Origin of the sequence: Curvibacter microcysteis, assembly GCF_028649455.1 — a bacterium.
GTDB lineage: Bacteria > Pseudomonadota > Gammaproteobacteria > Burkholderiales > Burkholderiaceae_C > Curvibacter > Curvibacter microcysteis.
The window spans coordinates 186,733-211,726 of sequence record NZ_JAQSIO010000002.1 but is presented as its reverse complement, the minus strand read 5'-3'; the positions used below and the strand labels follow the sequence as shown (position 1 = coordinate 211,726).

Here is a 24,994-nt window from a genome sequence, read left to right as displayed (position 1 = left end):
TGCCGGAGGCAAGCGGATGATCAAAGTCTATTCTTGGCCCACACCCAATGGGCACAAAATCCACATCATGCTGGAAGAGTGTGGCCTGCCCTACGAAGCCATCCCCATCAACATCGGCCAGGGTGATCAGTTCCAGCCCGACTTCCTGGCCATCAGCCCCAACAACAAAATTCCAGCACTGGTTGACCCGGATGGGCCTGGGGGCGAGCCGATCGCCATCTTTGAGTCTGGCGCCATCTTGCTTTACTTGGCGCAAAAGACCGGCCTTTTCCTGCCCAGCGATGAGCGTGAACGACTGCAGGTGCTCCAGTGGCTGATGTTTCAGATGGGTGGTGTCGGCCCGATGCTGGGTCAAGCCCACCACTTCCGCATGTACGCCCCTGAAAAGATCGACTACGCCATCCAACGCTACACCAACGAAGCCAAGCGCCTCTACGGCGTGATGGACCGCCAACTGGCCCGACACCCCTTCATCGCTGGAGCGCACTACAGCATTGCCGACATCGCCATCTACCCCTGGCTGCGCAGCTGGCAAAACCAAGGCATTGACTGGGCCGACCACCCCCATCTGAAAGCCTGGTTTGAACGCCTGGGGGAGCGTCCAGCGGTACAAAAAGGGGTCACCGTGCTGGCCGACCTGCGCCGCCCAATCACCGACGACAAGGCGCGGGAGGTGCTGTTTGGCGCCACCCAGTACCAGTCGCGCTGAGCCCTGATCTCCATTCAAGGCTTCCAGCTGCGCCCAGGGGGGCAGAGCGCTTCAGACGAAGACGGCAAGGCCGTGCCCCTAGGGCATAATCCGGGCTCCAAACGCAGCATCCATGCGACTGCCCGTAGCTCAGTTGGATAGAGCAACAGCCTTCTAAGCTGTGGGTCACAGGTTCGATTCCTGTCGGGCAGGCCAGTCGCACAAACCCGCGCAGGAAACAGCTCGGCTCGTCCGGGCTTCGCGTCAAGCGCCTGACGACCCTGCATTCCCTTCGGTGTTGAATCAATTGCCAACACTTGCCGGGAATTGCACACAATTGGGGCCTTGGATGACACGCACATCCCAAGTCACAATGGGCCATGGACCCCTCAGACGACCCCAAAATCCGACAACTCCGGCTGGCTGTGCACGACACTTTGGCCGCGTTGGACGAGTTGATGATGGCCTTACGGCTCGCCTACCGAACACCGGACGCGCTCGCGGCCGAAGATCTGACCCAGCGCTTGCTGCACTCGGAGCGCATCCAGCATGGGACGCCCAAGTCAGTGACTGATACGCCACAAACCGGTTCGACTGAAAAATAATATTTCCCAACCCAATTGCCTGCGGTTCTAACGAATTTTCTCAACACAGCTGAAAATTTTTGAAAAAAACTGTCAACCGGAATCAACTGGCGCTCGTTGAAGCTCCATCCACGGAGATTCCTGATGACTTCCAGCTTGAAAAACATCCCTGCCAACGCTTGGCCCCACGACGACCGCGATCGCAAGCGCAGCCCACGCTGAAGCACTCAAGGTCAGCAGTCCGATCCTGAAAGGGCTGCATCCACGGCAGACCCCAGCCTCAGAAGCCATCACAACTCACAGGCTTCACCCTCTTCAAAGCGCCTTTTTCAGGCGCTTTTTGCTGCGCGTCCACTTCTCGGTCGGCCGATCCAGCCATGCCGCGCCGTTCGGCGATGACAGCCCCAGCCAAGCGCGAGGACTGAGGTGTCGACAGCCAACACTCCGCCGGGTGCCAAGCGTCGACCATTGGCGCAAAATGAACGGCATGCAACTCAATTTCATCGCCAACGCCTCGGTGCCCTCTTCGTCGGGCAAGACACTGCCTGTGATCGATCCGTCGGACGGTCAGGTTTTTGATCACCTCCAGCGCAGCAACGCGCAAGACATTGACGACGCGGTACGGGCCGCACGCCAGTGTTACGACACCGTCTGGGGTCGCTTGAGTGCGGCGGAGCGCGGTCGTCTCATGATGCGCCTGTCGGTCAAGGTCGGTGAGCACGCCGAAGAACTGGCGGCGCTGGAGCAACGCGATTGCGGCAAGCCCACCAAACAGGCCAAGGCCGACGCGCTGGCCCTGGTGCGCTACTTCGAGTTCTATGCCGGCGCTGCCGACAAATTCCATGGCGACACCATCCCCTACCAAGAGGGCTACAGCGTGCTGACTTGGCGCGAGCCCCATGGCGTGACGGGCCATGTGATCCCCTGGAACTACCCCATGCAGATTTTTGGCCGCAGCGTGGGCGGGGCTCTGGCCGCCGGCAATGTTTGCGTCGTCAAGCCTGCAGAAGACGCCTGCCTGTCGCTGATCCGCGTCGCGCAGTTGGCCGCCGAGGTGGGCTTCCCGGCGGGTGCCATCAACATCGTCACCGGTTATGGTCATGAAGTGGGCGATGCGCTCGCCCGTCACCCCGGCATCGACCACATCAGCTTCACCGGCAGCCCCAAGGTGGGGACGCTGATCCAGCAAGTGGCAGCAGAACGCCACTGCCCGGTCACGCTGGAGCTGGGCGGAAAAAGCCCACAAATCATTTTTGAAGACGCCGACCTCGACGCGGCAGTGCCCGTGATCATCAACGCCATCGTGCAAAACGCTGGGCAAACCTGCTCGGCGGGCTCGCGCGTGCTGATCCAGGAAAGCATCTACGAGGCCTTGTTGGCCCGCCTGGGCCAGGCGTTTGAAGCCCTGCGGGTGGGCCCGGCGAACATGGACCTCGACGTGGGTCCGCTGATCCGCCAAACCCAGCAACAGCGGGTTTGGGACTTTCTGTCCGACGCCCAAGTGGCCGGCATTCAGATGGTGGCCCAAGGCCGCATCGTCGACCAGGCGCCAGAAACCGGCTACTACCAAGCACCGACGCTGCTGCGCGATGTGCCAGTGGACCACCGCTTGGCCCAGGAAGAGGTCTTTGGCCCCGTGCTGGCCGCCATGAGTTTCCGTGACGAAGACCATGCCGTCGAGTTGGCCAACGCCACCGACTTTGGCTTGGTGGCGGGCGTCTGGACCCGGGACGGTGGACGCCAGTTCCGCATGGCCAAGCGCCTGCGCAGTGGGCAAGTGTTCATCAACAACTACGGCGCCGGCGGCGGCGTGGAGTTGCCTTTCGGCGGCGTCAAGTCATCCGGTTACGGGCGCGAAAAGGGCTTTGAAGCCCTGTACGGCTTCACCACCCTCAAAACCGTCGCCATCCGCCACGGTTGACACGCCCCAGCGTCAGCGCCCGCGCAAGACTGCGCCGGCGCTGACTCTTTTTATAGCTAGAAAACATCAGGAGATTTCCCATGCGTGCACAAGACAAATCCGTCATCGTCACCGGCGCTGGCAACGGCATTGGCGAAGGCATTGCCAAGCGACTGGCCGCTGAAGGCGCCAAAGTGCTGGTCAACGACATCAACGAAGCAGGGGGTCAACGCGTGGTCGCCGAGATCATCGCGGCCGGCGGCCAAGCCGCCTTCTTCAAGGCTGACGTGACCCAATCGGCCCAGGTCAAGGCCTTGGTTGATGAGGCGGTGCGCCTGTTTGGCAAGCTCGATGCCATGGTCAACAACGCCGGCTGGACGCACCGCAACCGCCCTGCGTTGGAAGTGCCGGAAGAAGAATTCGACCGCTGCTACGCCATCAACGTGAAGAGCATCTACTTGGCCACCTTGCACGCCACGCCAGTGTTCCGCGCCCACGGCGGCGGCAGCTTCGTCAACATCGCCTCCACGGCAGGTGTGCGCCCCCGCCCAGGCCTGACCTGGTACAACGGCTCCAAAGGTGCCGTCATCACCACCAGCAAGTCGCTGGCGGCTGAACTGGGCCCGGACAACATCCGCGTCAACTGCATCAACCCGGTGTTCAACCCGGACACAGGCCTGGCCGCCGAGTTTGCCGGTGGACCGGTGGACGAAGAACGCCGCGCCAAGTTCCGCGCCACCATCCCCCTGGGCCGCTTCTCCACCGCCTTGGACGTGGCCAACGCGGCGCTGTACTTGGTGTCGGACGAAGCCTCCTTCATCTCGGGTGTGTGCATCGAAGTCGACGGCGCGCGCTGCGTTTAAGCCCAGCCTCACCGGGCCTAGGGACACCCCTGGGCCCGCGTCCACAGCCGGGGCTTCTGGTGTAAGGTGCGTAGCGTTTCCTCACCCCTGTTTATCTTCGAGCCTCCGGCATGTCCGACCGCCCTTCCTCAGTCAGCGCTGCGCCGCGCACCATCCCCGTGCTGGATTGGCGTCAGTCACAGCCCTCGCGGCCCGTGACCCTGCCCCTGCTGCAGGCCCAAGGCCAGCTTCAGGACCGGCTGGAACGCCCCCTGCGCGACCTGCGCATCAGCGTCACCGACCGCTGCAACTTCCGCTGTAGCTATTGCATGCCCAAAGAGGTGTTCGACAAGGACTACCCCTACCTGCCGCATGCCTCGCTGTTGAGCTTTGAAGAAATCACGGTGCTGGCGCGCCAGTTCCTGGCCCATGGCGTGCGCAAGATCCGGCTCACCGGCGGTGAGCCCCTGCTGCGAAAAAACCTGGAACGCTTGATCGAACAACTGGCGGCACTGCGCACCATCGACGGCGTCGCCCCCGACCTGACCCTGACCACCAACGGCTCGCTGCTGGCACGCAAAGCGGCCAGCCTCAAAGCGGCCGGCCTGCAGCGCGTCACCGTCAGCCTGGATGGATTGGATGACGCCACCTTTCGACGCATGAACGATGTGGACTTCCCAGTCAGCGATGTGTTGGCCGGGATCGAAGCCGCCCAGCGGGCGGGCCTGGGGGCTGACGGCGGCCTGAAAGTCAATATGGTGGTCAAGCGCGGCACCAACGAGCAAGAAATTTTGCCGATGGCGCGCTATTTTCGAAGCCGGGGGGTGACCCTGCGCTTCATCGAGTACATGGATGTCGGGGCTACCAATGGCTGGCGCATGGACGAGGTGCTGCCCTCGGCTGAAGTGATCGCGCTGCTGCGCCAAGAATTTGCCCTGCTGCCGCTGGAGGCCGCCGCCCCAGGCGAAACCGCCCAGCGTTGGGGCTACGCCAATGCCCAAGGGCAATGGGACCCCGCCTTGGGCGAGGTGGGCGTGATCAGCAGCGTGACCCAGGCCTTCTGCCACGATTGCAACCGGGCCCGCTTGTCCACCGAAGGTCAGTTGTACCTGTGCCTGTTCGGTCACCAAGGTCACGACCTGCGCAGCCTCGTGCGGGGCGGGGCCAGCGAGGCTGAAATCGCCTCGGCCATCGCGCACATTTGGCAGGGCCGCAGTGACCGCTATTCCGAACTGCGTGCCAGCCTGCCGGCCGAGGCAGCACCCGCCCCAGGCGAGGGGCGCCGGCGGGTCGAAATGAGCTACATCGGTGGCTGAACCCACACTGCCCGTGGCACCGAGAGGTGCACAAGACATCACAGGCCTGGTGTTGGCAGGCGGCCTGGGATCACGCATGGGCTGCGAAAAAGGATTGCAACGCTTTGACGGACAAGCGCTGGCAGCGCGTGCCTTGCAGCGCCTGCGCGGCCAAACCGGCCTGCAGGCATTGAACGCCAACCGCTCGCCAGCGGACTATGCCGCGCTGGGTGCGCCTGTCTGGCCTGATGCGCAGCCCGACCAGGCTTGGGGCCCGCTGGCTGGGGTGCTCAGCGGCCTGGAGCACATGGCCACGCCCTGGCTCATGACCGTGCCTTGTGACGTGCCGTTTTTCCCACTGGATCTGGGCTCACGGCTGAGCCAGGCCCTGCAGCAGTCCGATGCCTTGGTCGCCACCGTGCGCGCCTGGGCACCCGAAGACGAGGACTTGCTTGCTCTGGCGCGCGGCGCGGCGCCCTCAGCCAACCCCCTGCACCGGCAACCCGTGTTCGCCCTGCTGCACCGCAGCCTGGCGCCCTCCTTGGGCCACTTTTTAGCCCAAGGGGAGCGCAAGGTCGGCGCCTGGCTGGCCGGCCACCCGACGGTCGAGGTCACCTACGACCCGATTCAAACGCCCTGGCAGGCCTTTGCCAACGTCAACACCTTGTCGGCCTTGCACACCCTGGCTGGTTCAGCGCGGCCTGCAGGGGAATCCTGAACCGGCTGCGAAGCCTCGCGCCAAGAGGTCGCAGCACGCCACAAATCAGCGTCGACCCAGGGCTTTTTCCACGCCCATGTTGGCCAGGGCATCAGCGCGCTCGTTGCCTGGGTCGCCCGCATGGCCCTTGACCCAGCGCCACTCGATCTGGTGCCCGCCCGTGGCCACGAGCGCGTCCAAGCGCTGCCACAGCTCGGCGTTTTTGACCGGCTGCTTGGCCGCCGTCTTCCACCCCTTGGCCTTCCAGCCGTGGATCCACTCAGTGATGCCTTTGCGCACGTATTCACTGTCCAAAAACAGGGTGACCTGACAGGGCCGCTTGAGCGCACTGAGCGCCTCGATCACCGCCATCATCTCCATGCGGTTGTTGGTGGTGCCCAACTCGCCGCCGAAGAGCTCTTTCTCAAACGTACCGGACTTCAGCAGCACGCCCCATCCCCCTGGGCCTGGATTGCCCTTGCAGGCGCCATCGGTGTAGATCACAACAGAATTCAAAACTCAATTTCCTTCAGATTCAAACGGGGTGGCGCCCCGGCCCGGATGGGTCCGGTGCTGGCGGTTGACGGCGGGCACCGGCACCCCAACGGGGCGACGGGCCTGCTTCCACGCCGGCCCCAGCAGGTGCATGCCACGCACCCGCTTGACCGCCACCAAAAAATAAGCTGCGCCAAAAATAGGCCACCAGCGCTCGCCAGCCGCATCCATCCATTCAAAGCGGCGCAACCAGGTCTCGCTGTCCACCGCCGGACGGTAACAGCCAAAGTGGGCCGTCTCAACCTCGAAGCTCAGCAAACGCAGCCAATCGCGCAAGCGCAGGTAGCCCAGAAAGTCCCCTGCGCCCGGCAGATACAGCGAGCCGCCCCCCAGACGCTGGTACAAGCGGGCCCGTCGCTGGCGCGCACCCCACAGGCTGGTGGGGTTGAAGCAGCTGATCACCACCCGACCATCGGGCACCAAGACCCGCTCCACCTCGCGCAAGGTGGTGTGCGGGTCGTGCGATGTCTCCAGCGTGTGCGGCAGCACCACCAGGTCCAAACTGGCTTCCGGAAACGGCAAGGCCGCGTAATCCGTCAGCAGGGCGGCACGGGGCAGCCGCCCTTCCGCAGGCTCGGGGCCGACCCGCTTCAGCTCATCCAGTGAATCCACCGCCAGCCAGGGGTGGGGCATGCGGTTGCGGCGCAGGGCCTGCAACTCCGGCAGACCCAACTGCAGGCTGTAGTAACCAAACAGGTCGGCCACGGCTTCGTCCATGCGGGCCTGCTCCCAGGCGAGCAGGTAGCGTCCCGGGGGGGTTTGGAACCATTCAGGCAGCGACAGCATGGGCAGGCAGTGGGATGGCAGGCGAAAGGAAGGGATGGACCACAACAAGGATGCCAATCAGTGCGAAACTGGAGGGCTGGCCCCTCTGGCGTGTTTCTCGCCAGAAAAGAGCCCGGGGCCCCGGCAGCTCCAGCCCCGAGCATAGCGCCTGGCAAGGCCCTTGCGACCCGCCATGTTCCTATAATCCGCCCCGCCCATGACCATCGAACTCATTCCCCTGCCGGCCTTCTCAGACAACTACATCTGGCTGTTGCACGATGGCCAACGCGCCTTGGTGGTGGACCCCGGCCAGGCTCAGCCGGTGCTGGACGCCCTGGCGGCACGACCCGCCCTGCGCTTGGAGGGCATCTTGATCACCCACCACCACGCCGACCACACCGGCGGCGTGGCGCAGCTGCGTGAAGCCACCCAGGCCCAGGTCTGGGGCCCGGCCCTGGAACGCGTGCCCGAGCCCCTGCTGCGGGTGCAGCAAGGCCAACGCCTCCAGGCGGCAGGTTTTGACTTCGAGGTGCTGGATGTGCCGGGCCACACCGCAGGCCACATTGCTTTTTACAGTGCCGATGTGCTGGGCCAGCCCCTGCTGTTTTGCGGCGACACGCTGTTTTCCGGCGGCTGCGGTCGCCTGTTTGAGGGCACGCCAGCCCAGATGCTGCACTCGCTGGACCAACTCGCCGCGCTGCCAGACACCACCCGCGTCTGCTGCACCCACGAATACACCCTGTCCAACCTGCGCTTTGCCCGCGCGGTCGAGCCTGGCAACGCTGCGCTCTTGGACTACCAGGCCCGCTGCGAAGCCCTGCGCGCACAAAGCCTGCCCACCCTGCCCTCCAGCATGGCTCTGGAGCGGGCCATCAACCCCTTTCTGCGCTCACGCGAAGCCTCGGTCATCCAAGGACTTCAAGCGCACGATGCCGACACCCACGCGGGGGACGCGATCGATGTGTTCGCTCGCCTGCGTGAATGGAAAAACAAGTTCCAATGAAACTCCTCACTGCGGCCTGCCTGGCCGCCCTGCTGTGGCTCACTGGCTGCGCCAGCACGCCCACTCCCTCGTCCAGCCCCGCCAGCGAGCCCCCCACAGGCACCGCCCCCGTGGGAACCAGCCGGCCGGCCCTGTCGCTGAGCCTGAGTCCGCCTTCTGGCCTGCAGCCGATCGCGGCCAGCAGCTGGAACTCGCGCCCGGTGGCCCAAATGGCCGCTCCGGCCGATCTGTGGCAACGCATCCGCGTGGGCTTTGCTATGCCCGATCTGAACAGCGACTTGGTGCGTGACCGGGAGCAGTGGTACACGACGCGGCCCGACTACATCTTTCGCATGACCGAGCGCTCGCGCAAGTACCTGTTCCACATCGTCGAAGAGTTGGAACGCCGTGGCATGCCCACCGAACTGGCCTTGCTGCCCTACATTGAAAGCGCCTTCAACCCGCAGGCTGTGTCCTCGGCCAAGGCCGCAGGCATGTGGCAATTCATGCCCGCCACCGGCACCTCGTACGACCTCAAGCAAAACGTCTTCCGCGACGACCGCCGCGACGTGTTGGCCTCAACCCGGGCCGCACTGGACTACCTGCAAAGGCTGTATGGCATGTTCGGCGACTGGCACCTGGCGCTGGCCGCCTACAACTGGGGGGAAGGCAACGTCGGCAAGGCCATTGCGCGCAACCAGAAGCAGGGCCTGGGCACGGGCTACCTGGACCTCAACATGCCCAACGAGACCCGCTACTACGTGCCCAAGCTGCAAGCGGTGAAGAACATCGTGGCCAACCCGGAGCTGTTCCGTGCCGAGCTGCCCGACATCCCCAACCACCCCTACTTCGAGACGGTCGACATCCCCGGCGACATCGACGTCGCGCTGGCCGCCAAGCTGGCCGATGTGCCCCTGGCTGACTTCAAGGCGCTGAACCCTTCCGTGCACCGCCCGGTGATCCTGGCCGCTGGCACGCCCCAAATCCTGCTGCCCTGGGACAACGCCTCGATCTTCAAACGCAACCTGGAGGCCTACCACGAGCGCCTGGCCAGTTGGACCGCCTGGACGGCCCCCAGCACCATGTCGGTGGCATCGGCCGCCCAGCGCGTGGGCATGAGCGAGTACGACCTGCGCAACATCAACAACATCCCGCCGCGCATGCTGATCAAAGCGGGCTCGGCCTTGATCGTGACGCGCCTGGGCGCCCTGGACAACGACGTCACCGGTCGCGTGGCTGAAACCGGCCAGCTCAGCCTGGCCCCTGAGATCGTGACCCGCCGCACCACCATCAAGTCCGGGCGCAAAGACACCGTGGTCAGCATCGCCCAGCGCTACAAGGTATCGATCAGCCAGGTCGCCGACTGGAACGACGTGAAATCAGGCGCGGCCTTCAAGCCAGGCCAATCGGTGGTGCTGTACCTGCCCATGACCGCCCGTGCCAGTGCCCCCAGCAGCCCTCAGCCCAGTGCGGCCAAGCCGGTACGCAGCCTTGCCGCAGCAGCGCCCGCAGGCCGAAGCGCCCACGCCAGCGCCAAACAGCCCCCCATCCGTGCAGCAGCGCCAGCGCCAGCAGCACGCAAAAAACACTGAGGTCTGACGCCTGGGTCCCGGACTCAGGCCTTGAAGCGGTCCTTAGCGCGGCGCGCGAATTCATTGGTGTAGACCTTGCTCACGTCCATGCGCTGGCCTTGCAGCGCAGGGTCAAAGCTGGCCAGGGCGCGCCAGGCCGTGCGCGGCCCTTCTTCAGGAATCAGGCCATCGAGCGAGATGGCCTCACGCACCTTGCCAAAAGCGGCCAAGTAAAGGGCCCGGTCACCCAAAAGATAGCTCTCCGGCACGGTCTGCAACAGGTCCGAAGGCCCTGCCGTCTGCAGCCACTTGAGCGCATGCACGATCGCATTCGTCAGGGCCTGTACGGTGCGGGGATGGCGCTTGACGAAGTCGCTGGGGGCATACAGGCTGGCCGCGGGCATCAGCCCGTCAAAAACATCGTCTGCGCCTTTGAGGGTACGGGTGTCGGCAATCACGCGGATTTCGCCCTTTTGCTCCAGCTGGGTGATCACTGGGTCCACGTTGCTGATCACATCCACACTGCCAGAGCGCAGCGCGGCCAAAGCCCCGGCCTGCACCCCGACGCCTTGAAACGACACCTCCGCAGGCCGCAACCCCGCGCGCGCCAACAAGACATTGACCACGGTGTTGGTGGAAGAGCCTGGTGCAGACACACCAATTTTTCGCCCGCGCAAGTCGGCCATGCTCTTGTAATGCGGCATGGTCTTGTGGGACACGCCCACCACCACCTGCGGCGCGCGCCCCATCAGCACAAAGGCCTTGAGCGCTTGCTGACGCGCCTGCCAGGTGATGGTGTGCTCAAAAGCACCTGCACAGACATCGCAAGGCCCGTTGAGCACCGCCTGCAGGGCGCGGGCCCCGCCCGCAAAGTCGCGAATCTCCACGTCCAGCCCTTCAGCCCTGAAGAAGCCCAGTGCCTCGGCAATGGTCAGCGGCAGGTAGTAAAACGCAGCTTTACCCCCCACCGCGATCGAGACCGCACTTGGCTCCAGCCGGGGCTGGGCGCGCACCAAAGGCGCCGCCACAGTGGCGGCAGCCAAGGTGGCACCGAGCCAGGTGCGCCGGTTCAGCACAAAGGGGTTCATCCGACAAAAATCCTGTCTGCGTGGGAAACGCAAGGGCTCATGAAATTCATACAACGGCCGGCGCTGACTGCGATCAGCGCACAGGCCCAAGAGGCCATGCCCAGAAGGCCCAAGCTTGGTGCGGGTGGTGAGCCCGTCAGCGGTAGCCCGCCAGCAAGATGGCGATGTTCACCAACAAGCCGGCCACCCAAACGGCGCTGCGCGCGGTCGGCAAGCCACCGACGTACATCAGGATGTAGAGCAGGCGCAGCAACACATAAACAAAGGCCAGGATGTCCAGCAAGGTTTGTGCCGCGCCCAACTGGTGCGCGATCACCACCGCCCCGATGAAGAAGGGCAAGCCTTCAAAACCATTGGCCTGGGCCGCGTTGGCCCGTGCACGCCAATCGGTCTGGCGGGCCAACCATTGGCGGGGGTGGTGGTTGTCATAACCCCCATCTCGGCGCGACTTGTTGAACATGCCGTACTTGGCGATGCCGGCACACACAATGGGCAACAAGGCGGCCACCAGCACGCACCAATAGGCGACGGTGAAACGAGCGAAATGCAGGGTGTTCATGGGGGTGAACCGTTCCCGGCGGGAACACGGCGATTGGACAAGAGACGAAACAGGCAGCTCGGGTCACGCCATGCAGTGGCGGCCCCTGAAGCCGGGGTCGCTATTACATCATGAGTGCAGCAGCCCCACGGCCGCTGTTGCCTCAGCGCCGGTCGGCCAGGGCATGGGCAATGGTGCCCAGGTCCACGTACTCCAACTCACTGCCCACGGGCACGCCACGGGCCAGGCGCGTGACCTTGAGCCCGCGCGACTTCAGGCCTTCGCTGACCACATGGGCCGTGGCCTCGCCTTCGGCTGTGAAGTTGGTGGCCAGGATGACCTCCTGGACCACGCCATCACAGGCCCGTTTGAACAGCAAATCAATGCCGATGTCCTGGGGGCCAATGCCGTCCAGCGGGCTGATGCGGCCCAACAGCACGAAGTACAGGCCTTTGTAGGCCGCGGTGCGCTCCAGCGCTGCCTGGTCGGCAGGCGTCTCGACCACGCACAGGCGGCTCAGGTCGCGGCTGGGGTCCAGGCAGGTGGCACACACCGCCTGCTGCGTGAAGGTGTGGCAGCGCTCGCAGTGGCGCATGCTGGCGCTGGCCTCATGCAAGGCGCGCGACAGCAACTGAGCGCCTTCGCGGTCGTTTTGCAGCAGGTGATAAGCCATGCGCGACGCCGATTTCTGCCCCACGCCAGGCAAACGGCGCAAGGCCGCAATCAGCGCGTCCAGCGAGTGGGTGTCAGACATTGGCGGCGCCTCCCTGGCGCCCGGCCCGAAGGCTCAAGGGCTTCAGAAGGGGAACTTCATGCCGCCCGGCAGACCTGGCATGCCCGCGGTGAGCTTGCCCATCTTCTGTTCGGACGTTTCTTCGGCCTTGCGCACCGCGGCGTTGAACGCGGCAGCGACCAAGTCTTCGAGCATGTCCTTGTCGTCGGCCAGCAGACTGGGGTCGATGGTGACGCGCTTGACATCGTGCTTGCAAGTCATCAGCACCTTGACCAGGCCGGCACCCGATTCACCTTCGACCTCGATGTGCGCCAGCTCTTCTTGCGCCTTCTTGAGGTTGTCTTGCATGGCCTGGGCTTGCTTCATGAGGCCGGCGAGTTGTCCCTTGTTGAACATGTTGGGGGTCTTTCTTGGAATGGATGAGAAAAAGGTTGAATGGATTTGAAGCCGCTGGCCGAGCAGAAGATGCTCAGGCCGGCTTGAGGCTGCCAGGCACGATTTTCGCGCCAAAGTCCCGCATGACGGACTGCACAAAGGGGTCAGACAAGATCACGTCCTCAGCCAGCTTCTGCCGCGCTGCGGCCGCCGCCGCGTTGCGCCGCGCCGGGCTGTCAGTGACCGAGCCGATCTCCACCGTGATCTGTTGGGCCAGCCCCGCTTGCTGCAAGGCCTGACGCAAGCGTTCACGGCTGTTGGGTTGGTTCAAGGAATCGCGCTCCACGCGCAGCGTCCACACGTCGCCGCCCCGGTTCACCAGTTGCGACTGAAGCGCCAGCTCACGCACCAGGGCGGTGATGGCCTCGGCCGCCGCCAGGCGCTGCACCACCTCGTGCCAAAAGCGGCCGTCCTCGGTGTCAGTGAAGTTGGGGTCGATGCGCGAGGCGGCATGGACGTCGTAACGCTGGGCCGTGCGCTCACCTGGCTCGGGCTGCACCCGCACGGGCACGGCCAGCAATTGGGGGGCTTCAGCCCCGGCGCGTTCAGCGCCCGCCAGGGGCGCGGGGGACTGGGGATCGCGCACCGGCAAGGCCCGACCTGGCACAGCCACCGGCGCGGACACCACCGAGCCGTCGTCGGGCCATTCTTGGGCCCAGTCCGGAGGGCCATCGTCTTCGTCCACCTCCGGCGCGGCCTCGGGCAGCACATCGCCCCAGCGGTCATCGTCCGCCTCGGGGGCAAGCGCCGCAGCGGGAACAGGCACGGGATTGGGCGCAGGACCAGGGCCTGAGGGGGCCGCAGGCCGGGGCGCTGAGCCAGGCTGGGGGGTGAGCGCTGCGGGCGTCGGCTCTGGTGCAGGCACCGGCACCGGAGCGGCGGCTACCGGGGCGGCGGCTACCGGGGCGGGTGCCACCGCCTGATGAGGCGCAGGCTCGGGAGCCGACGCGACCTGAGTCGGCAGCGTGGGCTCCACGCGCGGCACCACGGGGGCCGCTGCGGGGACAGCCGACGGGCGTTGAACCGGCGCCGGCTCAGGATTCAGAGTTTTTTTTTCAGCCAAGCCCGCAGGCGCCGTCAACACAGAGGCGCCTTTGGGGCCTCCGTGCGCGGTCTTGAACGCCAGCAAGCGCAGCAACACCATGGTCAAAGCGGCGTATTCGTCCGGCGCCAAGCCCAGCTCGGCACGGCCATGCAGGCACATGCTGTAGAGCAACTGGGTTTCGTCGGGCGGCATCAAGCCGGCCAAGCGGGCCATTTCGACCACTTCGGCGTCACTGGGATCCACTGCAGCGGCCATCTGGGGCACCGCTTGGAACACGGCCATGCGCTGCAACACGGCAGTCATCTCCTCCAGCGTGGACGCGGCGGACAAGCCATTCAGACGCAAGGTGTCGGCGGTCTCCACCACCACCCGGCCGTCGCTGGCGGCCAAGGCAGCAATCAGGCGGAACACATGGCTGCGGTCCACGCTGCCCAGCATCTGGCGCACGCCGGCTTCCTGCAACTGGCCGCTGCCAAAGGCGATGGCCTGGTCGGTCAAGGACAAGGCGTCGCGCATCGAGCCGCGCGCCGCGCGCGAGAGCAGGCGCAAGGCGCCCTCTTCGGCCGGCACAGACTCTTTGGCCAACACCTGGGTCAGGTGCTCCAGCACGGTCTCGGGGGCCATGGGACGCAGGTTGAACTGCAAGCAGCGTGACAGCACGGTGACCGGCACCTTCTGCGGGTCGGTCGTGGCCAGCACGAACTTGAGGTACTCGGGCGGCTCTTCCAAGGTCTTCAACATCGCGTTGAAAGCCGTGTTGGTGAGCATGTGCACCTCATCGATCATGAAGACCTTGAAGCGCCCTTGCACAGGTTTGTAAACCGCTTGCTCCAGCAGGGACTGGACCTCATCCACGCCCCGGTTGGAGGCGGCATCCAACTCGGTGTAGTCGACAAAACGACCGCTGTCGATGTCCTTGCAGGCCTGGCACACGCCACAGGGGCTGCTGGTGATGCCGCCCTGGCCATCCACGCCCACGCAGTTGAGCGACTTGGCCAGGATGCGGGAAACCGTGGTCTTGCCCACCCCTCGCGTCCCGGTGAACAGGTAGGCATGGTGCAGGCGCTGGGTCTGCAAGGCGTTGCCCAGGGCTTGCACGACGTGCTCCTGCCCCACCATTTCAGTGAAATTGCGGGGGCGGTACTTTCGGGCGAGCACGAGATAAGACATCCCGCGATTCTATGTGCCCGGCTGGGGTACCACCGTCAGTCGCTGGCCGCGCTTCAGAATTGATTCATCCAGCAGGCGCAGGATGTCCCTTTTCACTGCCCTGGAATCGATGCCATGACCACCCCCCACTTGAGGCGCTTTGCGCCACCCACCCTTTGGCTGCACTGGCTGATGGCCTTGCTGTTGATCGCCGTGGTGCTGTGCATCGAACTGCATGAACTCTGGCCCAAAGGCGATCCAACCCGTGCGCTGCTCAAAAATTGGCACTTCACGCTGGGCCTGGCGGTCTTCGCCTTGGTCTGGTTGCGCCTGCTGTTGCGCTGGGCGGGCCCCAAGAGCCCCGCCGTCGCGCCGCCGTTGAAGCGCTGGCAAGCCAACCTGTCCCACACCGTACAAGCCGGCTTGTACCTGCTGATGATCGCCTTGCCCCTGCTGGGCTGGATGGCGCTGAGCGCCTCGGGCAAGGCGCCAACGCTGTGGGGCGGCTGGACGCCGCCACTGCTGCTCGCCCCTGACAAGGCCCTGGCCGACACCCTGATGGACTGGCACGAAGCGGGCGCCACCCTGGGCTTTTGGCTGGTCGGCCTGCATACCGCAGCCGCCCTGGTGCACCACTTTGTGCAACGCGACAACACCCTGCGCCGCATGTTGCCGGGCATCCATTGACACGGTGCGTGGCAGTGAGAGCGCAGCCAGCCAAGCCCGCCGGCGCAACCCACGCCGCGCCACCAATTGCACCGCACTGCCCAAACAGGCCCCTGGCATCGCATATACTCCGAGCTGACGGGCCTCCCCGCATGGTGAAGCGGCCAACCGGGTCAGGTGGGGAACCAAGCAGCCCTAACTGTGGAGCCAGTGCCGGGGGTAAGGCTCGTCAACTTCTTCTTTCAAATCGTTGGGTGATCCGCACTTGAGTCGGCTTACCGGCTCGTGACGACGGTTTGCAGCACTCACACGCAACGCTCTGCTCCAGAGCGCCAGCCCCCTCCTCCCCATTGCTCAGGCAGCCAGAGCGCTCAAACGCGACTCCACCGCCGCCCGACCATGGGGGCTGACCATCAGCACCAGGGTCACCCCGGACACCACGGTGTGCGATTCGTCCGGGTTGAACACCCAACGGCCTCCCTCGTGCACCGCCAACAGCACATGGTCTCGCGAGCGCGGCAACAACTGCCCGAGGCTGGTGGGAGCCATGCCAGCGGGTAAGGTGACCTCCTCCACGCGCATGGCTTCTTCGCTGTGCATCATCTGCTCCATGAAGTTCACCACCTGCGGACGCAGCATCGCCGACGCGATGTGCACGCCCCCGGTGAAGTCGGGCGACACGATCTCATCGGCCCCTGCCCGGCGCGCTTTTTTCTCATTGCGGATGTCATGCAAGCGCACCACCACCCGGGCACTGGGCTGGATCAGCTTGACCGACAAGGAGATCATGAGGTTGTGGCTGTCCTCCCCCGTGACGGCGAACACCCCCGCGGCACGCGCCACGCCGGCGCGCTGCAAGGCCTCGTCGTCGGCGGCATCGTCATGCAAAAACAAGGCCTCGGGGTGGTGCTCCAGCCAACGGTCCAGGGCCTCCCGGTCGGGCTCGATCACCACAAAAGGACGCCGCGTCAGGGTCAACTCATGGGCCACATTGGAGCCCACACGGCCGATACCGCACACAATGTAGTGGCCCGATAAACCGGCAATTTCCTTGTCCATCCGCCGTCTCCTGAAGGCTGCATTGAGGTCATAGTCCACCAGCAAGGCCACCAGGGTGGAGAACAGGTAGCTCATGGTGCCAATCCCGATCACCGCGATCCCCACCGTGAACAAGCGCCCCAGGGGGTGGTAGGTCAGGTCCACCGTCTCACCATAGCCAATGGTGGCGATGGTGATGAAGGTCATGTAGAAGCTGTCGATCCAGGTCGCCGTGGGCCGGCCGATGTAGTGGTAACCCACCGTGCCGATGGCTTGGATCACCACAAGCACCCCGGCCCCTCGCATCAAGCCTGAAAAATGCCGGTTCTGAAGGAGGTTTTTCACGCGTGAAGGGGGCTGACCAATGGGAAGAAATTGTATCCAGCGCGGCTGGCGCCCACTTGAAAACCTAGCACTTTGGCACGGACGCGCGAGAACCCGACTATCGTTACAAAAAGACGTTAAAGTTTCAGTTCTGCCAGTTATTGACCTGGGGCAGTTGATTCGCTCCAACACCACTCTTCATGCACCCTCTTCAGCGCGAATGGCACAGGCTGCGGCTGCAACACCAGCGCTGGCTCAACGAGCACCAACGGGTCGCAGGGACCGCCGGTGACATCAACCTCCAGCGCCTGCGGCTGCTGGCGCCGGTGATGGCGGGCCTCAACGCCTTCATGGTCCTGGTCTTGGGCATGCGCTTGCTGCTGGTCGACCTGCCCGAGGTGGCACAAAGCTGGCAGCTTCAACTGCTGCTGGCGCACCTGGGCATGGGCATCTTGATGACGGGTTGCGCCCTGGCAGCGCAACACTGGCGCCACGACAGCCGACGCTGGGTGGGCCGCTGGCTGCCCACCACGGCCAACGCCTTGGCTTTGGGTTTCAGCATCGGACTGGCTTGCATCGACCAACTGGTCACCCCCAGCATCACCCCCTTTTTGCTCGGCTGCATGGTGAGCGCACTGGCGTTTCACCAGCGCCCGGTCACCGCCGCCCTGTTGTTTGGGGTCACGGCCGTGGTTTTCTTCGGTGCCATGGGGCAAGCCCAAACCCAGAGCGAAGCCTTGTTGTCCAACCGCCTCAATGGCTTGGCCGGCTGCGCCCTGGCCTGGACCTTGAGCGTGATGCTGTGGCGCAAGTTCACCTTGCTGAACTTGCAACAGGCGGAGCTTGAGAAGGCCAACAGCGAATTGCAAATCAAGCAGCGGGAACTGGAGCGCCTGACCCGCGTGGATGGGCTCACCGGTTTGCTCAACCGCGTCACCTTTGTCGACCTGACCCGAGGTGAACTGGCGCGGGCCCGCCGCCAAGGCACGGCCACCACCTTGCTGGTCCTGGACCTGGACCACTTCAAGCGCGTGAACGACAACTGGGGACATCCCGCTGGCGATGCGGTGCTGCGCCACGTCGCCGCCCTGTGCATGGGCACGGTGCGCAGCACCGATTTGGTGGGACGACTGGGCGGCGAAGAGTTCATTGTTCTGCTGCCCGCCACCCAAGCCGAGGCAGGCCGCAAGCTGGCCGAGAAACTTCGCCAACGCCTGGAGCAGAGCCCCGTTCGTGTGCAAAACGAGGTGATCCACATCACGGCCAGCATCGGCCTGTCGGCCGCCGGCGCACAGGACAAGAACGCCGATTTCGACAGCCTCTACCAGAGCGCCGACCAAGCCCTTTACCAGGCCAAGCACCAGGGCCGCAACCGAGTCGTGTGACCGGTGAGGCGACATTCGGTCAACCGAAACGGATGCATGGCGTTGTCATGATGACCATAACCCCATCGGTGCTCCCCATGAACACGCCCATCAGCGCTTCTCCCATCGCCTCACACCCAGCCGCAGGCCGCCAGCGCACAGGACACCGTGCGCTGTGCGCCGTACTGCTGGCGAGCGCCAGCCTTTGGGGCCTGAGTGGCTGCGTGGTGGCACCGCTGCCGCAGCGCCAAGTGGTGGTCAGCCCGGGCCCGGTCTACGCCGCCCCGGCGCCCGCACCGGTGTACGTGGCCCCCAGCTATGCCAGCCCCGGCGTGGGCTGGGTGTGGGTCGCCAACCCTCGCCACGGCTGGGGCTGGCACCACCACCAACACGGCTGGCACCGCGGCTGGCGCTGAATCAAGCCTGGCTCGGCGCCTCGCCCTGGCCCAACCAATGCATCAGCCCCAAGGCCGCCTGGCGCCCCGTGGCCAAGCTGGCGGTGAGCAGATAGCCCCCAGTCGGGGCTTCCCAATCCAGCATCTCGCCGGCGCAGAACACACCCGGACACTGGCGCAGCATGAGTTGCGGGTCCAGGCCCTCGAAGCGCACGCCGCCCGCACTGCTGATGGCCTCGTCCAAGGGCCGGGTCGCCACCACGGTGATGGGCAAGGCCTTGATCGCAGCGGCCAGCGTGGCAGGATCGGCCAAGGCCTCGCGGCTCAGCAGCTCGTTGAGGACCGCCATCTTGATGCCCTCCAGGCCCAAACGCCCCTTGAGGTGGCTGGACAGGGAGCGCGAGCCCCGAGGGTGGCGCACCTCTGACAGCACGCGCTCGGCAGAATGGTCGGGCAAGAGATCGAGGTGAAAGGTCGCTTTTCCATCTCGCTCAATGGCATCGCGCAAGCGGGCTGACACGGCGTAAACCAAACTGCCCTCCACCCCCAAGCGCGTGGCCACAAACTCCCCCCGGCGCTCGAACACCGAGCCGTCTGCCCCCGCAAAGCGCAAGGCCACCGACTTGAAGGGCTGACCGGCAAAACGCTCGCTGAAAAAGGGCGTCCACCCCGTCAAGGCCGGGGCCGCAGAAGCTGCGTCGGCCCCAGCAGAAGGCGCCGACACCGCGCGGTTGGAGGCCGCCACTTCAAAACCGCCGTTGGAGGGCCGCAGCGGCGCCAGGGGAACACCGCGCTGGTCAAGCAAAGGCCACCAGGCCCCATCCGAGCCCAGGCGGGCCCAACTGCCGCCGCCCAAAGCCAGCAAGACCGCGCGCGCCGGCACGGCCACACGGCCCGCCGGAGCCTGGAACAACAAGGCACCCGTTTCATCCCAACCCAGCCAGCGGTGGCGCATGTGGAATTGCACCCCTTGCTGGCGCAGTTGATGCAACCAGGCACGCAGCAAGGGCGCAGCCTTCATGTCGGAGGGAAACACCCGCCCGGAGCTGCCCACAAAGGTGCTCACGCCCAAGCCTGCGGCCCAATCGCGCACCGCCGGCCCGCCAAAAGCCTCCAGCCACGGGGCCAGCGTGTCGGCACGCTCGGCATAGCGGCTGACAAAGGGCTCATGCGGCTCCGAGTGGGTCAGGTTCAAGCCCCCTTTGCCGGCCAACAAAAACTTGCGCCCTACCGAGGGCATGGCGTCGTACAAATGCACCGCCACGCCGGCTTTGGCCAAGACCTGGGCCGCCATCAGGCCGGCAGGGCCCCCACCCACCACCACCACGGGACTCGCGGCAGCATCCGCCAAAGCGGTTGGGGACGAAATAGAAGAGGAAAAAGACTCGGTCATGGCTCAAATTCAAACAACAAAATACAAGGACTTGGCAGGTCGACCTGCCTCAGCCCAAACGCCGAGTATGGGGGACGGCGCAGGGCAGCGGGGTCAAAACCCCGCCAACCAGGCCAGGGCCCAGCCGACAGCCCCGGCCAGCATGGCTTTTGGCTATGCCCGCCATAGTCAAGCCGGCGTCCGTGCGGACTCTTGGTTTCTGTCACAATGCCGCCAATTCAGCTGCAACAACAAGCAAACTCAACCGTTTCATTCCAAGGAAACAGCACCATGGCCAGCGACCTGATCAAACACATTTCCGACGCCTCTTTCGAAGCCGATGTCCTGAAAGCCGACAAGCCCGTGCTGGTCGACTACTGGGCTGAATGGTGCGGCCCCTGCAAGATGATCGCCCCCATCCTGGACGAAGTGGCCGCCAGCTACGACGGCAAGCTGCAAATCGCCAAGATGAACGTGGACGAGAACCGCGACATCCCTGCCAAGTTCGGCATCCGTGGCATCCCCACGCTGATGTTGTTCAAGAACGGCGAGCTGGCCGCCACCAAGGTGGGTGCCCTGAACAAGGCCGCGCTGACCGCCTTCATCGACCAGCAACTGGCCTGATGGCCGCTTGACCGTCCGGGTCCTTGGCAAGCACGCCAGCGACCCACCTGATGGCGACCCGCCCTGCTGAAACGGGTCGCCAAATTTTCCTGTCATAATCAGCCGAATTCACTGGGCAGCAGACAACTTCCCGGCTCGAGTTAACGGTTTGCGAGGCCTCTCTCGCCTCCCCCCAAACCTCCCCCGAATTTTTCAGCCCGCAAGGCATTTTTGGGCGACCCCCTTCCGGGTCAGTCCATGCAGGACCCTCCATGCATTTGAATGAACTCAAGGCACTCCACGTGTCTGAAGTGTTGAAGCAAGCCGAAGAGCTTGAGATCGAAAACACCGGTCGCATGCGCAAGCAGGAGTTGATGTTTGCGATCATCAAGAAGCGGGCCAAAGCGGGCGAACAGGTTTTCGCGGACGGCGTGCTGGAAATCCTGCCCGACGGCTTCGGCTTTCTGCGCAGCCCCGACAGCAGCTACACGGCCAGCACGGACGACATCTACATCTCGCCCAGCCAGGTGCGCCGCTTCAACCTGCACACCGGCGACATGATCGAAGGTGAAGTGCGCACGCCCAAGGATGGCGAGCGCTACTTTGCCCTGACCAAGCTCGACGCCGTCAACGGTGGCCCACCGGAGCAAAACAAGCACAAGGTCATGTTCGAGAACTTGACCCCGCTGTTCCCCAAGGAGCAGATGAAGCTTGAGCGCGAGATCAAGAGCGAAGAAAACATCACCGGCCGCATCATCGACATCATCTCGCCCATCGGTCGTGGCCAGCGCGCCCTGATCGTGGCGCCGCCCAAGAGCGGCAAGACGGTGATGATGCAGCACATCGCCCACGCCATCACCGCCAACAACCCCGACGTGCACCTGATGGTGCTGCTGGTGGACGAGCGCCCTGAAGAAGTGACGGAAATGCAGCGCTCGGTGAAGGGCGAAATCATCGCCTCCACCTTCGACGAGCCGGCCGCCCGCCACGTGCACGTGGCCGAAATGGTGATCGAGCGCGCCAAGCGCCTGGTTGAGCTGAAAAAAGACGTGGTGATCCTGCTGGACTCCATCACCCGCCTGGCCCGCGCCTACAACAACGTCGTGCCGTCTTCGGGCAAAGTGCTGTCCGGTGGTGTCGACTCCAACGCCCTGCAACGCCCCAAGCGCTTCTTTGGCGCGGCCCGCAAGGTCGAAGAAGGTGGCTCGCTGACCATCATCGCCACCGCCCTGGTCGACACCGGCAGCCGCATGGACGAAGTGATCTTTGAAGAATTCAAGGGCACCGGCAACTGCGAAATCCACCTGAGCCGCCGCCTGTACGAAAAGCGCGTGTTTCCGGCCATCGAGCTCAACAAGAGCGGCACCCGCCGCGAAGAACTGCTGCTGCCGCCCGAGATCCTGCAAAAGACCCGCATCCTGCGCCAGTTCATGTACAACATGGACGAGATCGAGTCGATGGAACTCATGATCAAGAACATGAAGGCCACCAAGACCAATGTCGACTTCTTCGACATGATGCGACGCGGCGGCTGACCGCCCCTCGCCCCCTCAGCGCCCCACCCTGGGCGCGCTGCCCATCCCGCACGCCGCCCTGGCCTGCGGGATTTTTTTTGGCCGTCGGGCGCTGACCGAGGCCGCACCGCGCGGAGGGTGGCTCCGGCCTCCGGGTGCACCAAAAGCACTCTGCACGCACCGAAGCCAGCGACCCAAGCACCAAAGTCGCTCCGAAACCAAGCCGAAACCAGCCCCCCAAGAGCCCGGGCACCGGGTGTTTCACCCCTTCACAAGCTGGCCCAGAACCTGCTAAGTTGATAACTGTCGACAGATGACTGTCGAAGATCAACCCAAAGCGAGGCGTTTTTTGCTACCGCCCAACGCCCGCTTGCCCCTCAAGAAGGACCGGCCCATGACTTCGAAGACCCCCTCTCCCAGCGAGCAACAGGTGCGTGAAGACCTGGCCGCGGCCTACCGGCTGATTGCCCACTTTGGCCTCGACGACAGCATCTACACCCACATCTCGGCCCGCGTGCCCGACACCGAGGGCCAGTTCCTGATCAACCCCTACGGCGTGCTGTTCAAGGACATCACGGCCTCGTCCCTGGTCAAGATCGACCTGGCGGGCCGCATCCTCGAGCCCAGCCCCCATGACGTGAACCCCGCGGGCTTCACCATCCACAGCGCGGTGCATTCGGCCCGCCATGACGCGGGCTGCGTGGTGCACACACACACCGTGGCGGGGGTGGCGGTGTCTTCGCTGGACTGCGGCTTGCAGCCCTGCAACCAGTGGGCGCTGCAGTTCTACAACCGCGTCGTCTACCACGAGTTCGAGGGCATCGCTCTGGACCTGGACGAGCGCGACCGCCTGATCGCCGACCTGGGCCCAAGCGCCCGCGCCATGATCCTGCGCAACCACGGCCTCATGACGCTGGCGCCCACCGTGGCCCAGGCCCTGATCCTGATGATCAACCTGGACCGCGCCTGCCGCGTGCAACTGGCCATCCAGGCCAGCGGCCAGGCGGTGCGCCCGGTCTCGCACGAGGTCTGCGAGCGCACGGCGCGCCAGTACGAGAGCGGCGACAGCAACCGCTTGCCCGACACGCCCGAACCCAATCTGCGCGAATGGCGTGGCTTGCTCAAGCACCTGGAGCGCCCGGCCCCGAGCAGCTTCCGCGACTGAGGCCCCATCGGGCCCCGTTCTTGCCAGTCATTCCTGTCCCCCACCCCACTACCTCAAAGGAAACCTTGCCATGAAGCGTCGTGAACTGATTCAACTGGGTGCTGCCAGCAGCCTGGGCCTGAGCATTGCAGGCGTCCCCCTGAGCGCCTTCGCACAGGACAAAAAAGGCGGCGTGATCAACGTCCTGGTGCAGCCTGAGCCGCCGGGTCTGATGATGGGCATGGTGCAGAACGGCCCCACCCAGCTGATCGCGGGCAACCTCTACGAGGGCCTGCTGCGCTACGACGAGAAGCTCAACCCCATGCCCTCCCTGGCCACCGCCTGGACGGTGAGCAAGGACGGCCTGGTCTACACCTTCAAGCTCAAGCCCAATGTCAAATGGCACGACGGCAAGCCCTTCAGTGCGGCCGACGTGGTGTTCTCGGTGGATGTGTTCCTGCGCAAGACGCACGCCCGCCTGCGCGGCAACCTGGAGGCGGTGGACACCATCAAGGCGCTGGACCCACTGACCGTGGAGTTCAAGCTCAAGTACCCTTTTGGTCCCTTCCTGGGCCTGTTCGAAACCGGTACCATGCCCATGGTGCCCAAGCACATTTACGAGGGCACGGACTACGCCACCAACCCGGCCAACGCCACCCCCATCGGTACCGGCCCCTTCAAGTTCAAGGAATGGGTCAAGGGCTCCTACATCCAGTTGGTGGCCAACGAGGCCTACCACACGCCCAACCAGCCCCTGGTGGACAGCCTGTACTTCCACGTCATCCCCGATGCGGCCTCGCGTGCGGCGGCCTTTGAGTCGGGCAAGGTCGACATCGTGCCGGGGGGCGCGGTCGAGTTCTTCGACGTGGTGCGCCTGTCCAAGTTGCCGGGCGTGACCGTCACCACCAAGGGCTGGGAGTTCTTCTCGCCGCATTCCTGGCTGTGGCTGAACAACCGCAAGGCGCCGATGAACAACGTCAAGTTCCGCCAAGCGGTGATGTTCGCCATCGACCGCGAGGCCATGGCCAAGGTGGCCTGGCAAGGCTTTGCCAAGCCCGCCACCGGCCCCTTCAACAGCCACATCAAGTACTACAGCGACGACGTGGCCAAGTACCCGCGCAACCTCGAAAAAGCCAAGCAACTGTTGGCCGAGTCGGGCTACAAGGGCGAGCCCCTCAAGCTGCTGCCCCTGCCCTATGGCGAGTCCTGGCAGCGCCAGGCCGAGATCGTGCGCCAGAACCTGACTCAGGCCGGCGTGAAGATCGAACTCACCGGCACCGACGTGGCCGGCTGGAACCAGCGCCTCAACGAGTGGGACTACGACATCGCCTTCACCTACGTCTACCAGTACGGCGACCCCGCCCTGGGCGTGGCCCGCAACTACACCAGCAGCAACATCGCCAAGGGCTCGCCTTTCAACAACGTCGAGGGCTACAGCAACAGCCGCGTCGACGCCCTGTTTGCCGCGGGCGCCCGCGCCACCGACCCCGAATCGCGCGCCAAGGCCTACCTGGAAGTGCAAAAGCTGCTGCTCGAAGAAGTGCCCGTGGCCTGGCTGCACGAGATCAATTTCCCCACCCTGTACCGCAGCAAGGTGAAGAACCCGATCAGCTCGGGCATTGGCTTGAACGACAGCCTGAGCCGCGCCTCGCTCACCTGAGCCCGCCTGCGGCCGCGCCCGGTGCCCCTGGGGGCGCCCGGCCGGCC

Annotated in this window: 24 protein-coding genes, 1 tRNA gene and 1 other RNA gene; 17 read left to right on the top strand and 9 right to left on the bottom strand. The window is 64.7% G+C overall.

Annotated elements, in window-relative coordinates:
- Positions 1–16: 16 nt before the first annotated feature.
- The 7 genes from PSQ39_RS06115 (at position 17) to mobA (ending at position 6,027) form a co-directional block, all read left to right on the top strand.
- Entirely contained in the window at positions 17–709 is a 693-nt protein-coding gene (locus PSQ39_RS06115) for a glutathione S-transferase family protein (RefSeq protein WP_273925823.1), read from the top strand.
- 118 nt (positions 710–827) lie between these two features.
- A tRNA-Arg gene (locus tag PSQ39_RS06110) sits at positions 828–904 on the top strand.
- A gap of 164 nt (positions 905–1,068) precedes the next feature.
- Positions 1,069–1,293, top strand: coding sequence for a hypothetical protein (locus PSQ39_RS06105; protein WP_273925822.1), 225 nt, complete (start codon positions 1,069–1,071; stop codon positions 1,291–1,293).
- Positions 1,294–1,759: 466 nt separating this feature from the next.
- On the top strand, positions 1,760–3,193 hold the full coding sequence (locus tag PSQ39_RS06100; protein WP_273925821.1) for an aldehyde dehydrogenase family protein: 1,434 nt from the start codon (positions 1,760–1,762) through the stop codon (positions 3,191–3,193).
- A gap of 80 nt (positions 3,194–3,273) precedes the next feature.
- Positions 3,274–4,035, top strand: coding sequence for an SDR family oxidoreductase (locus PSQ39_RS06095; protein ID WP_273925820.1), 762 nt, complete (start codon positions 3,274–3,276; stop codon positions 4,033–4,035).
- Between the two features lie 110 nt (positions 4,036–4,145).
- Positions 4,146–5,330: a GTP 3',8-cyclase MoaA gene (moaA, locus tag PSQ39_RS06090; RefSeq protein ID WP_273925819.1), complete on the top strand. Its 1,185-nt coding sequence runs from the start codon at positions 4,146–4,148 to the stop codon at positions 5,328–5,330.
- Positions 5,323–6,027, top strand: coding sequence for a molybdenum cofactor guanylyltransferase MobA (gene mobA / locus PSQ39_RS06085; RefSeq protein ID WP_273925818.1), 705 nt, complete (start codon positions 5,323–5,325; stop codon positions 6,025–6,027). Before moaA ends, mobA begins: the two co-directional genes overlap by 8 nt.
- A 45-nt stretch (positions 6,028–6,072) precedes the next feature.
- On the opposite strand, the gene rnhA is transcribed toward mobA, so the two are convergent.
- Together rnhA and PSQ39_RS06075 are read right to left on the bottom strand one after the other, a co-directional pair.
- Positions 6,073–6,522, bottom strand: a complete 450-nt coding sequence (gene rnhA, locus PSQ39_RS06080; RefSeq protein WP_273925817.1) for a ribonuclease HI — start codon at positions 6,520–6,522, stop codon at positions 6,073–6,075.
- A 3-nt stretch (positions 6,523–6,525) separates the two neighbouring features.
- Positions 6,526–7,347 (bottom strand): class I SAM-dependent methyltransferase, encoded by an 822-nt coding sequence (locus PSQ39_RS06075; protein ID WP_273925816.1) that lies wholly within the window; start codon positions 7,345–7,347, stop codon positions 6,526–6,528.
- Positions 7,348–7,549: 202 nt separating this feature from the next.
- Between PSQ39_RS06075 and gloB the strand changes: the two genes are divergently transcribed.
- Both gloB and PSQ39_RS06065 read left to right on the top strand, forming a co-directional pair.
- Positions 7,550–8,329 (top strand): hydroxyacylglutathione hydrolase, encoded by a 780-nt coding sequence (gene gloB, locus PSQ39_RS06070; RefSeq protein ID WP_273926357.1) that lies wholly within the window; start codon positions 7,550–7,552, stop codon positions 8,327–8,329.
- On the top strand, positions 8,326–9,900 hold the full coding sequence (locus PSQ39_RS06065; RefSeq protein WP_273925815.1) for a transglycosylase SLT domain-containing protein: 1,575 nt from the start codon (positions 8,326–8,328) through the stop codon (positions 9,898–9,900). Before gloB ends, PSQ39_RS06065 begins: the two co-directional genes overlap by 4 nt.
- A 23-nt stretch (positions 9,901–9,923) precedes the next feature.
- Here the strand turns inward: PSQ39_RS06065 and PSQ39_RS06060 are convergent, their stop codons facing one another.
- The 5 genes from PSQ39_RS06060 to dnaX form a co-directional block, all read right to left on the bottom strand.
- Positions 9,924–10,967, bottom strand: a complete 1,044-nt coding sequence (locus PSQ39_RS06060) for an ABC transporter substrate-binding protein (protein WP_273925814.1) — start codon at positions 10,965–10,967, stop codon at positions 9,924–9,926.
- A 136-nt stretch (positions 10,968–11,103) separates the two neighbouring features.
- Positions 11,104–11,526, bottom strand: a complete 423-nt coding sequence (locus PSQ39_RS06055; protein ID WP_273925813.1) for an MAPEG family protein — start codon at positions 11,524–11,526, stop codon at positions 11,104–11,106.
- Positions 11,527–11,668: 142 nt separating this feature from the next.
- The gene (gene recR / locus PSQ39_RS06050) at positions 11,669–12,259 is read right to left on the bottom strand and encodes a recombination mediator RecR (RefSeq protein WP_273925812.1); all 591 of its coding nucleotides are present in this window, start codon (positions 12,257–12,259) and stop codon (positions 11,669–11,671) included.
- A 42-nt stretch (positions 12,260–12,301) separates the two neighbouring features.
- Positions 12,302–12,634: a YbaB/EbfC family nucleoid-associated protein gene (locus tag PSQ39_RS06045; protein ID WP_273925811.1), complete on the bottom strand. Its 333-nt coding sequence runs from the start codon at positions 12,632–12,634 to the stop codon at positions 12,302–12,304.
- Between the two features lie 73 nt (positions 12,635–12,707).
- A complete protein-coding gene (gene dnaX / locus PSQ39_RS06040; RefSeq protein WP_273925810.1) occupies positions 12,708–14,888 on the bottom strand; it encodes a DNA polymerase III subunit gamma/tau in 2,181 nt (726 codons plus the stop codon).
- A 114-nt stretch (positions 14,889–15,002) separates the two neighbouring features.
- On the opposite strand from dnaX, the gene PSQ39_RS06035 reads away from it, so the two are divergent.
- A complete protein-coding gene (locus tag PSQ39_RS06035) occupies positions 15,003–15,554 on the top strand; it encodes a cytochrome b (RefSeq protein WP_273925809.1) in 552 nt (183 codons plus the stop codon).
- Positions 15,555–15,670: 116 nt separating this feature from the next.
- An RNA gene (ffs, locus tag PSQ39_RS06030) (signal recognition particle sRNA small type) lies at positions 15,671–15,767 on the top strand.
- A 120-nt stretch (positions 15,768–15,887) separates the two neighbouring features.
- On the opposite strand, the gene PSQ39_RS06025 is transcribed toward ffs, so the two are convergent.
- Positions 15,888–16,916 (bottom strand): potassium channel family protein, encoded by a 1,029-nt coding sequence (locus tag PSQ39_RS06025; RefSeq protein WP_273925808.1) that lies wholly within the window; start codon positions 16,914–16,916, stop codon positions 15,888–15,890.
- 179 nt (positions 16,917–17,095) lie between these two features.
- Here PSQ39_RS06025 and PSQ39_RS06020 point away from each other — a divergent pair, with 179 nt between their 5' ends.
- Entirely contained in the window at positions 17,096–18,280 is a 1,185-nt protein-coding gene (locus PSQ39_RS06020) for a GGDEF domain-containing protein (RefSeq protein ID WP_273925807.1), read from the top strand.
- 77 nt (positions 18,281–18,357) lie between these two features.
- The gene (locus PSQ39_RS21720) at positions 18,358–18,675 is read left to right on the top strand and encodes a hypothetical protein (protein ID WP_337961928.1); all 318 of its coding nucleotides are present in this window, start codon (positions 18,358–18,360) and stop codon (positions 18,673–18,675) included.
- A gap of 1 nt (position 18,676) precedes the next feature.
- Here the strand turns inward: PSQ39_RS21720 and PSQ39_RS06010 are convergent, their stop codons facing one another.
- Complete coding sequence (locus PSQ39_RS06010; RefSeq protein WP_409241997.1) at positions 18,677–20,047, bottom strand: TIGR03862 family flavoprotein; 1,371 nt, start codon at positions 20,045–20,047, stop codon at positions 18,677–18,679.
- A gap of 270 nt (positions 20,048–20,317) precedes the next feature.
- Here PSQ39_RS06010 and trxA point away from each other — a divergent pair, with 270 nt between their 5' ends.
- The 4 genes from trxA to PSQ39_RS05990 all read left to right on the top strand — a co-directional run bounded on the left by trxA (position 20,318) and on the right by PSQ39_RS05990 (position 24,947).
- The gene (gene trxA / locus PSQ39_RS06005) at positions 20,318–20,650 is read left to right on the top strand and encodes a thioredoxin TrxA (RefSeq protein WP_273925806.1); all 333 of its coding nucleotides are present in this window, start codon (positions 20,318–20,320) and stop codon (positions 20,648–20,650) included.
- 251 nt (positions 20,651–20,901) lie between these two features.
- Positions 20,902–22,164 carry a transcription termination factor Rho gene (gene rho / locus PSQ39_RS06000; protein WP_273925805.1) on the top strand — a complete coding sequence of 421 codons (1,263 nt, stop codon included), beginning with the start codon at positions 20,902–20,904 and terminating at the stop codon, positions 22,162–22,164.
- Positions 22,165–22,537: 373 nt separating this feature from the next.
- The gene (locus PSQ39_RS05995; RefSeq protein ID WP_273925804.1) at positions 22,538–23,308 is read left to right on the top strand and encodes a class II aldolase/adducin family protein; all 771 of its coding nucleotides are present in this window, start codon (positions 22,538–22,540) and stop codon (positions 23,306–23,308) included.
- A gap of 70 nt (positions 23,309–23,378) precedes the next feature.
- Positions 23,379–24,947, top strand: coding sequence for an ABC transporter substrate-binding protein (locus tag PSQ39_RS05990; protein WP_273925803.1), 1,569 nt, complete (start codon positions 23,379–23,381; stop codon positions 24,945–24,947).
- Positions 24,948–24,994: the final 47 nt, after the last annotated feature.

Bases quoted from the DNA above. Each gene is read 5' to 3' on its own strand.
- PSQ39_RS05995 (WP_273925804.1), top strand. From the start codon at position 22,538: ATGACTTCGAAGACCCCCTCTCCCAGCGAGCAACAGGTGCGTGAAGAC.
- PSQ39_RS21720 (WP_337961928.1), top strand. From the start codon at position 18,358: ATGAACACGCCCATCAGCGCTTCTCCCATCGCCTCACACCCAGCCGCA.
- recR (WP_273925812.1), bottom strand. From the start codon at position 12,259: ATGTCTGACACCCACTCGCTGGACGCGCTGATTGCGGCCTTGCGCCGT.
- PSQ39_RS06060 (WP_273925814.1), bottom strand. From the start codon at position 10,967: ATGAACCCCTTTGTGCTGAACCGGCGCACCTGGCTCGGTGCCACCTTG.
- PSQ39_RS06100 (WP_273925821.1), top strand. From the start codon at position 1,760: ATGCAACTCAATTTCATCGCCAACGCCTCGGTGCCCTCTTCGTCGGGC.
- PSQ39_RS05990 (WP_273925803.1), top strand. From the start codon at position 23,379: ATGAAGCGTCGTGAACTGATTCAACTGGGTGCTGCCAGCAGCCTGGGC.
- PSQ39_RS06035 (WP_273925809.1), top strand. From the start codon at position 15,003: ATGACCACCCCCCACTTGAGGCGCTTTGCGCCACCCACCCTTTGGCTG.
- PSQ39_RS06020 (WP_273925807.1), top strand. From the start codon at position 17,096: ATGCACCCTCTTCAGCGCGAATGGCACAGGCTGCGGCTGCAACACCAG.
- moaA (WP_273925819.1), top strand. From the start codon at position 4,146: ATGTCCGACCGCCCTTCCTCAGTCAGCGCTGCGCCGCGCACCATCCCC.
- PSQ39_RS06045 (WP_273925811.1), bottom strand. From the start codon at position 12,634: ATGTTCAACAAGGGACAACTCGCCGGCCTCATGAAGCAAGCCCAGGCC.
- PSQ39_RS06065 (WP_273925815.1), top strand. From the start codon at position 8,326: ATGAAACTCCTCACTGCGGCCTGCCTGGCCGCCCTGCTGTGGCTCACT.
- PSQ39_RS06115 (WP_273925823.1), top strand. From the start codon at position 17: ATGATCAAAGTCTATTCTTGGCCCACACCCAATGGGCACAAAATCCAC.
- PSQ39_RS06075 (WP_273925816.1), bottom strand. From the start codon at position 7,347: ATGCTGTCGCTGCCTGAATGGTTCCAAACCCCCCCGGGACGCTACCTG.
- PSQ39_RS06095 (WP_273925820.1), top strand. From the start codon at position 3,274: ATGCGTGCACAAGACAAATCCGTCATCGTCACCGGCGCTGGCAACGGC.
- trxA (WP_273925806.1), top strand. From the start codon at position 20,318: ATGGCCAGCGACCTGATCAAACACATTTCCGACGCCTCTTTCGAAGCC.
- PSQ39_RS06055 (WP_273925813.1), bottom strand. From the start codon at position 11,526: ATGAACACCCTGCATTTCGCTCGTTTCACCGTCGCCTATTGGTGCGTG.
- rho (WP_273925805.1), top strand. From the start codon at position 20,902: ATGCATTTGAATGAACTCAAGGCACTCCACGTGTCTGAAGTGTTGAAG.
- PSQ39_RS06105 (WP_273925822.1), top strand. From the start codon at position 1,069: ATGGACCCCTCAGACGACCCCAAAATCCGACAACTCCGGCTGGCTGTG.
- dnaX (WP_273925810.1), bottom strand. From the start codon at position 14,888: ATGTCTTATCTCGTGCTCGCCCGAAAGTACCGCCCCCGCAATTTCACT.
- PSQ39_RS06010 (WP_409241997.1), bottom strand. From the start codon at position 20,047: ATGACCGAGTCTTTTTCCTCTTCTATTTCGTCCCCAACCGCTTTGGCG.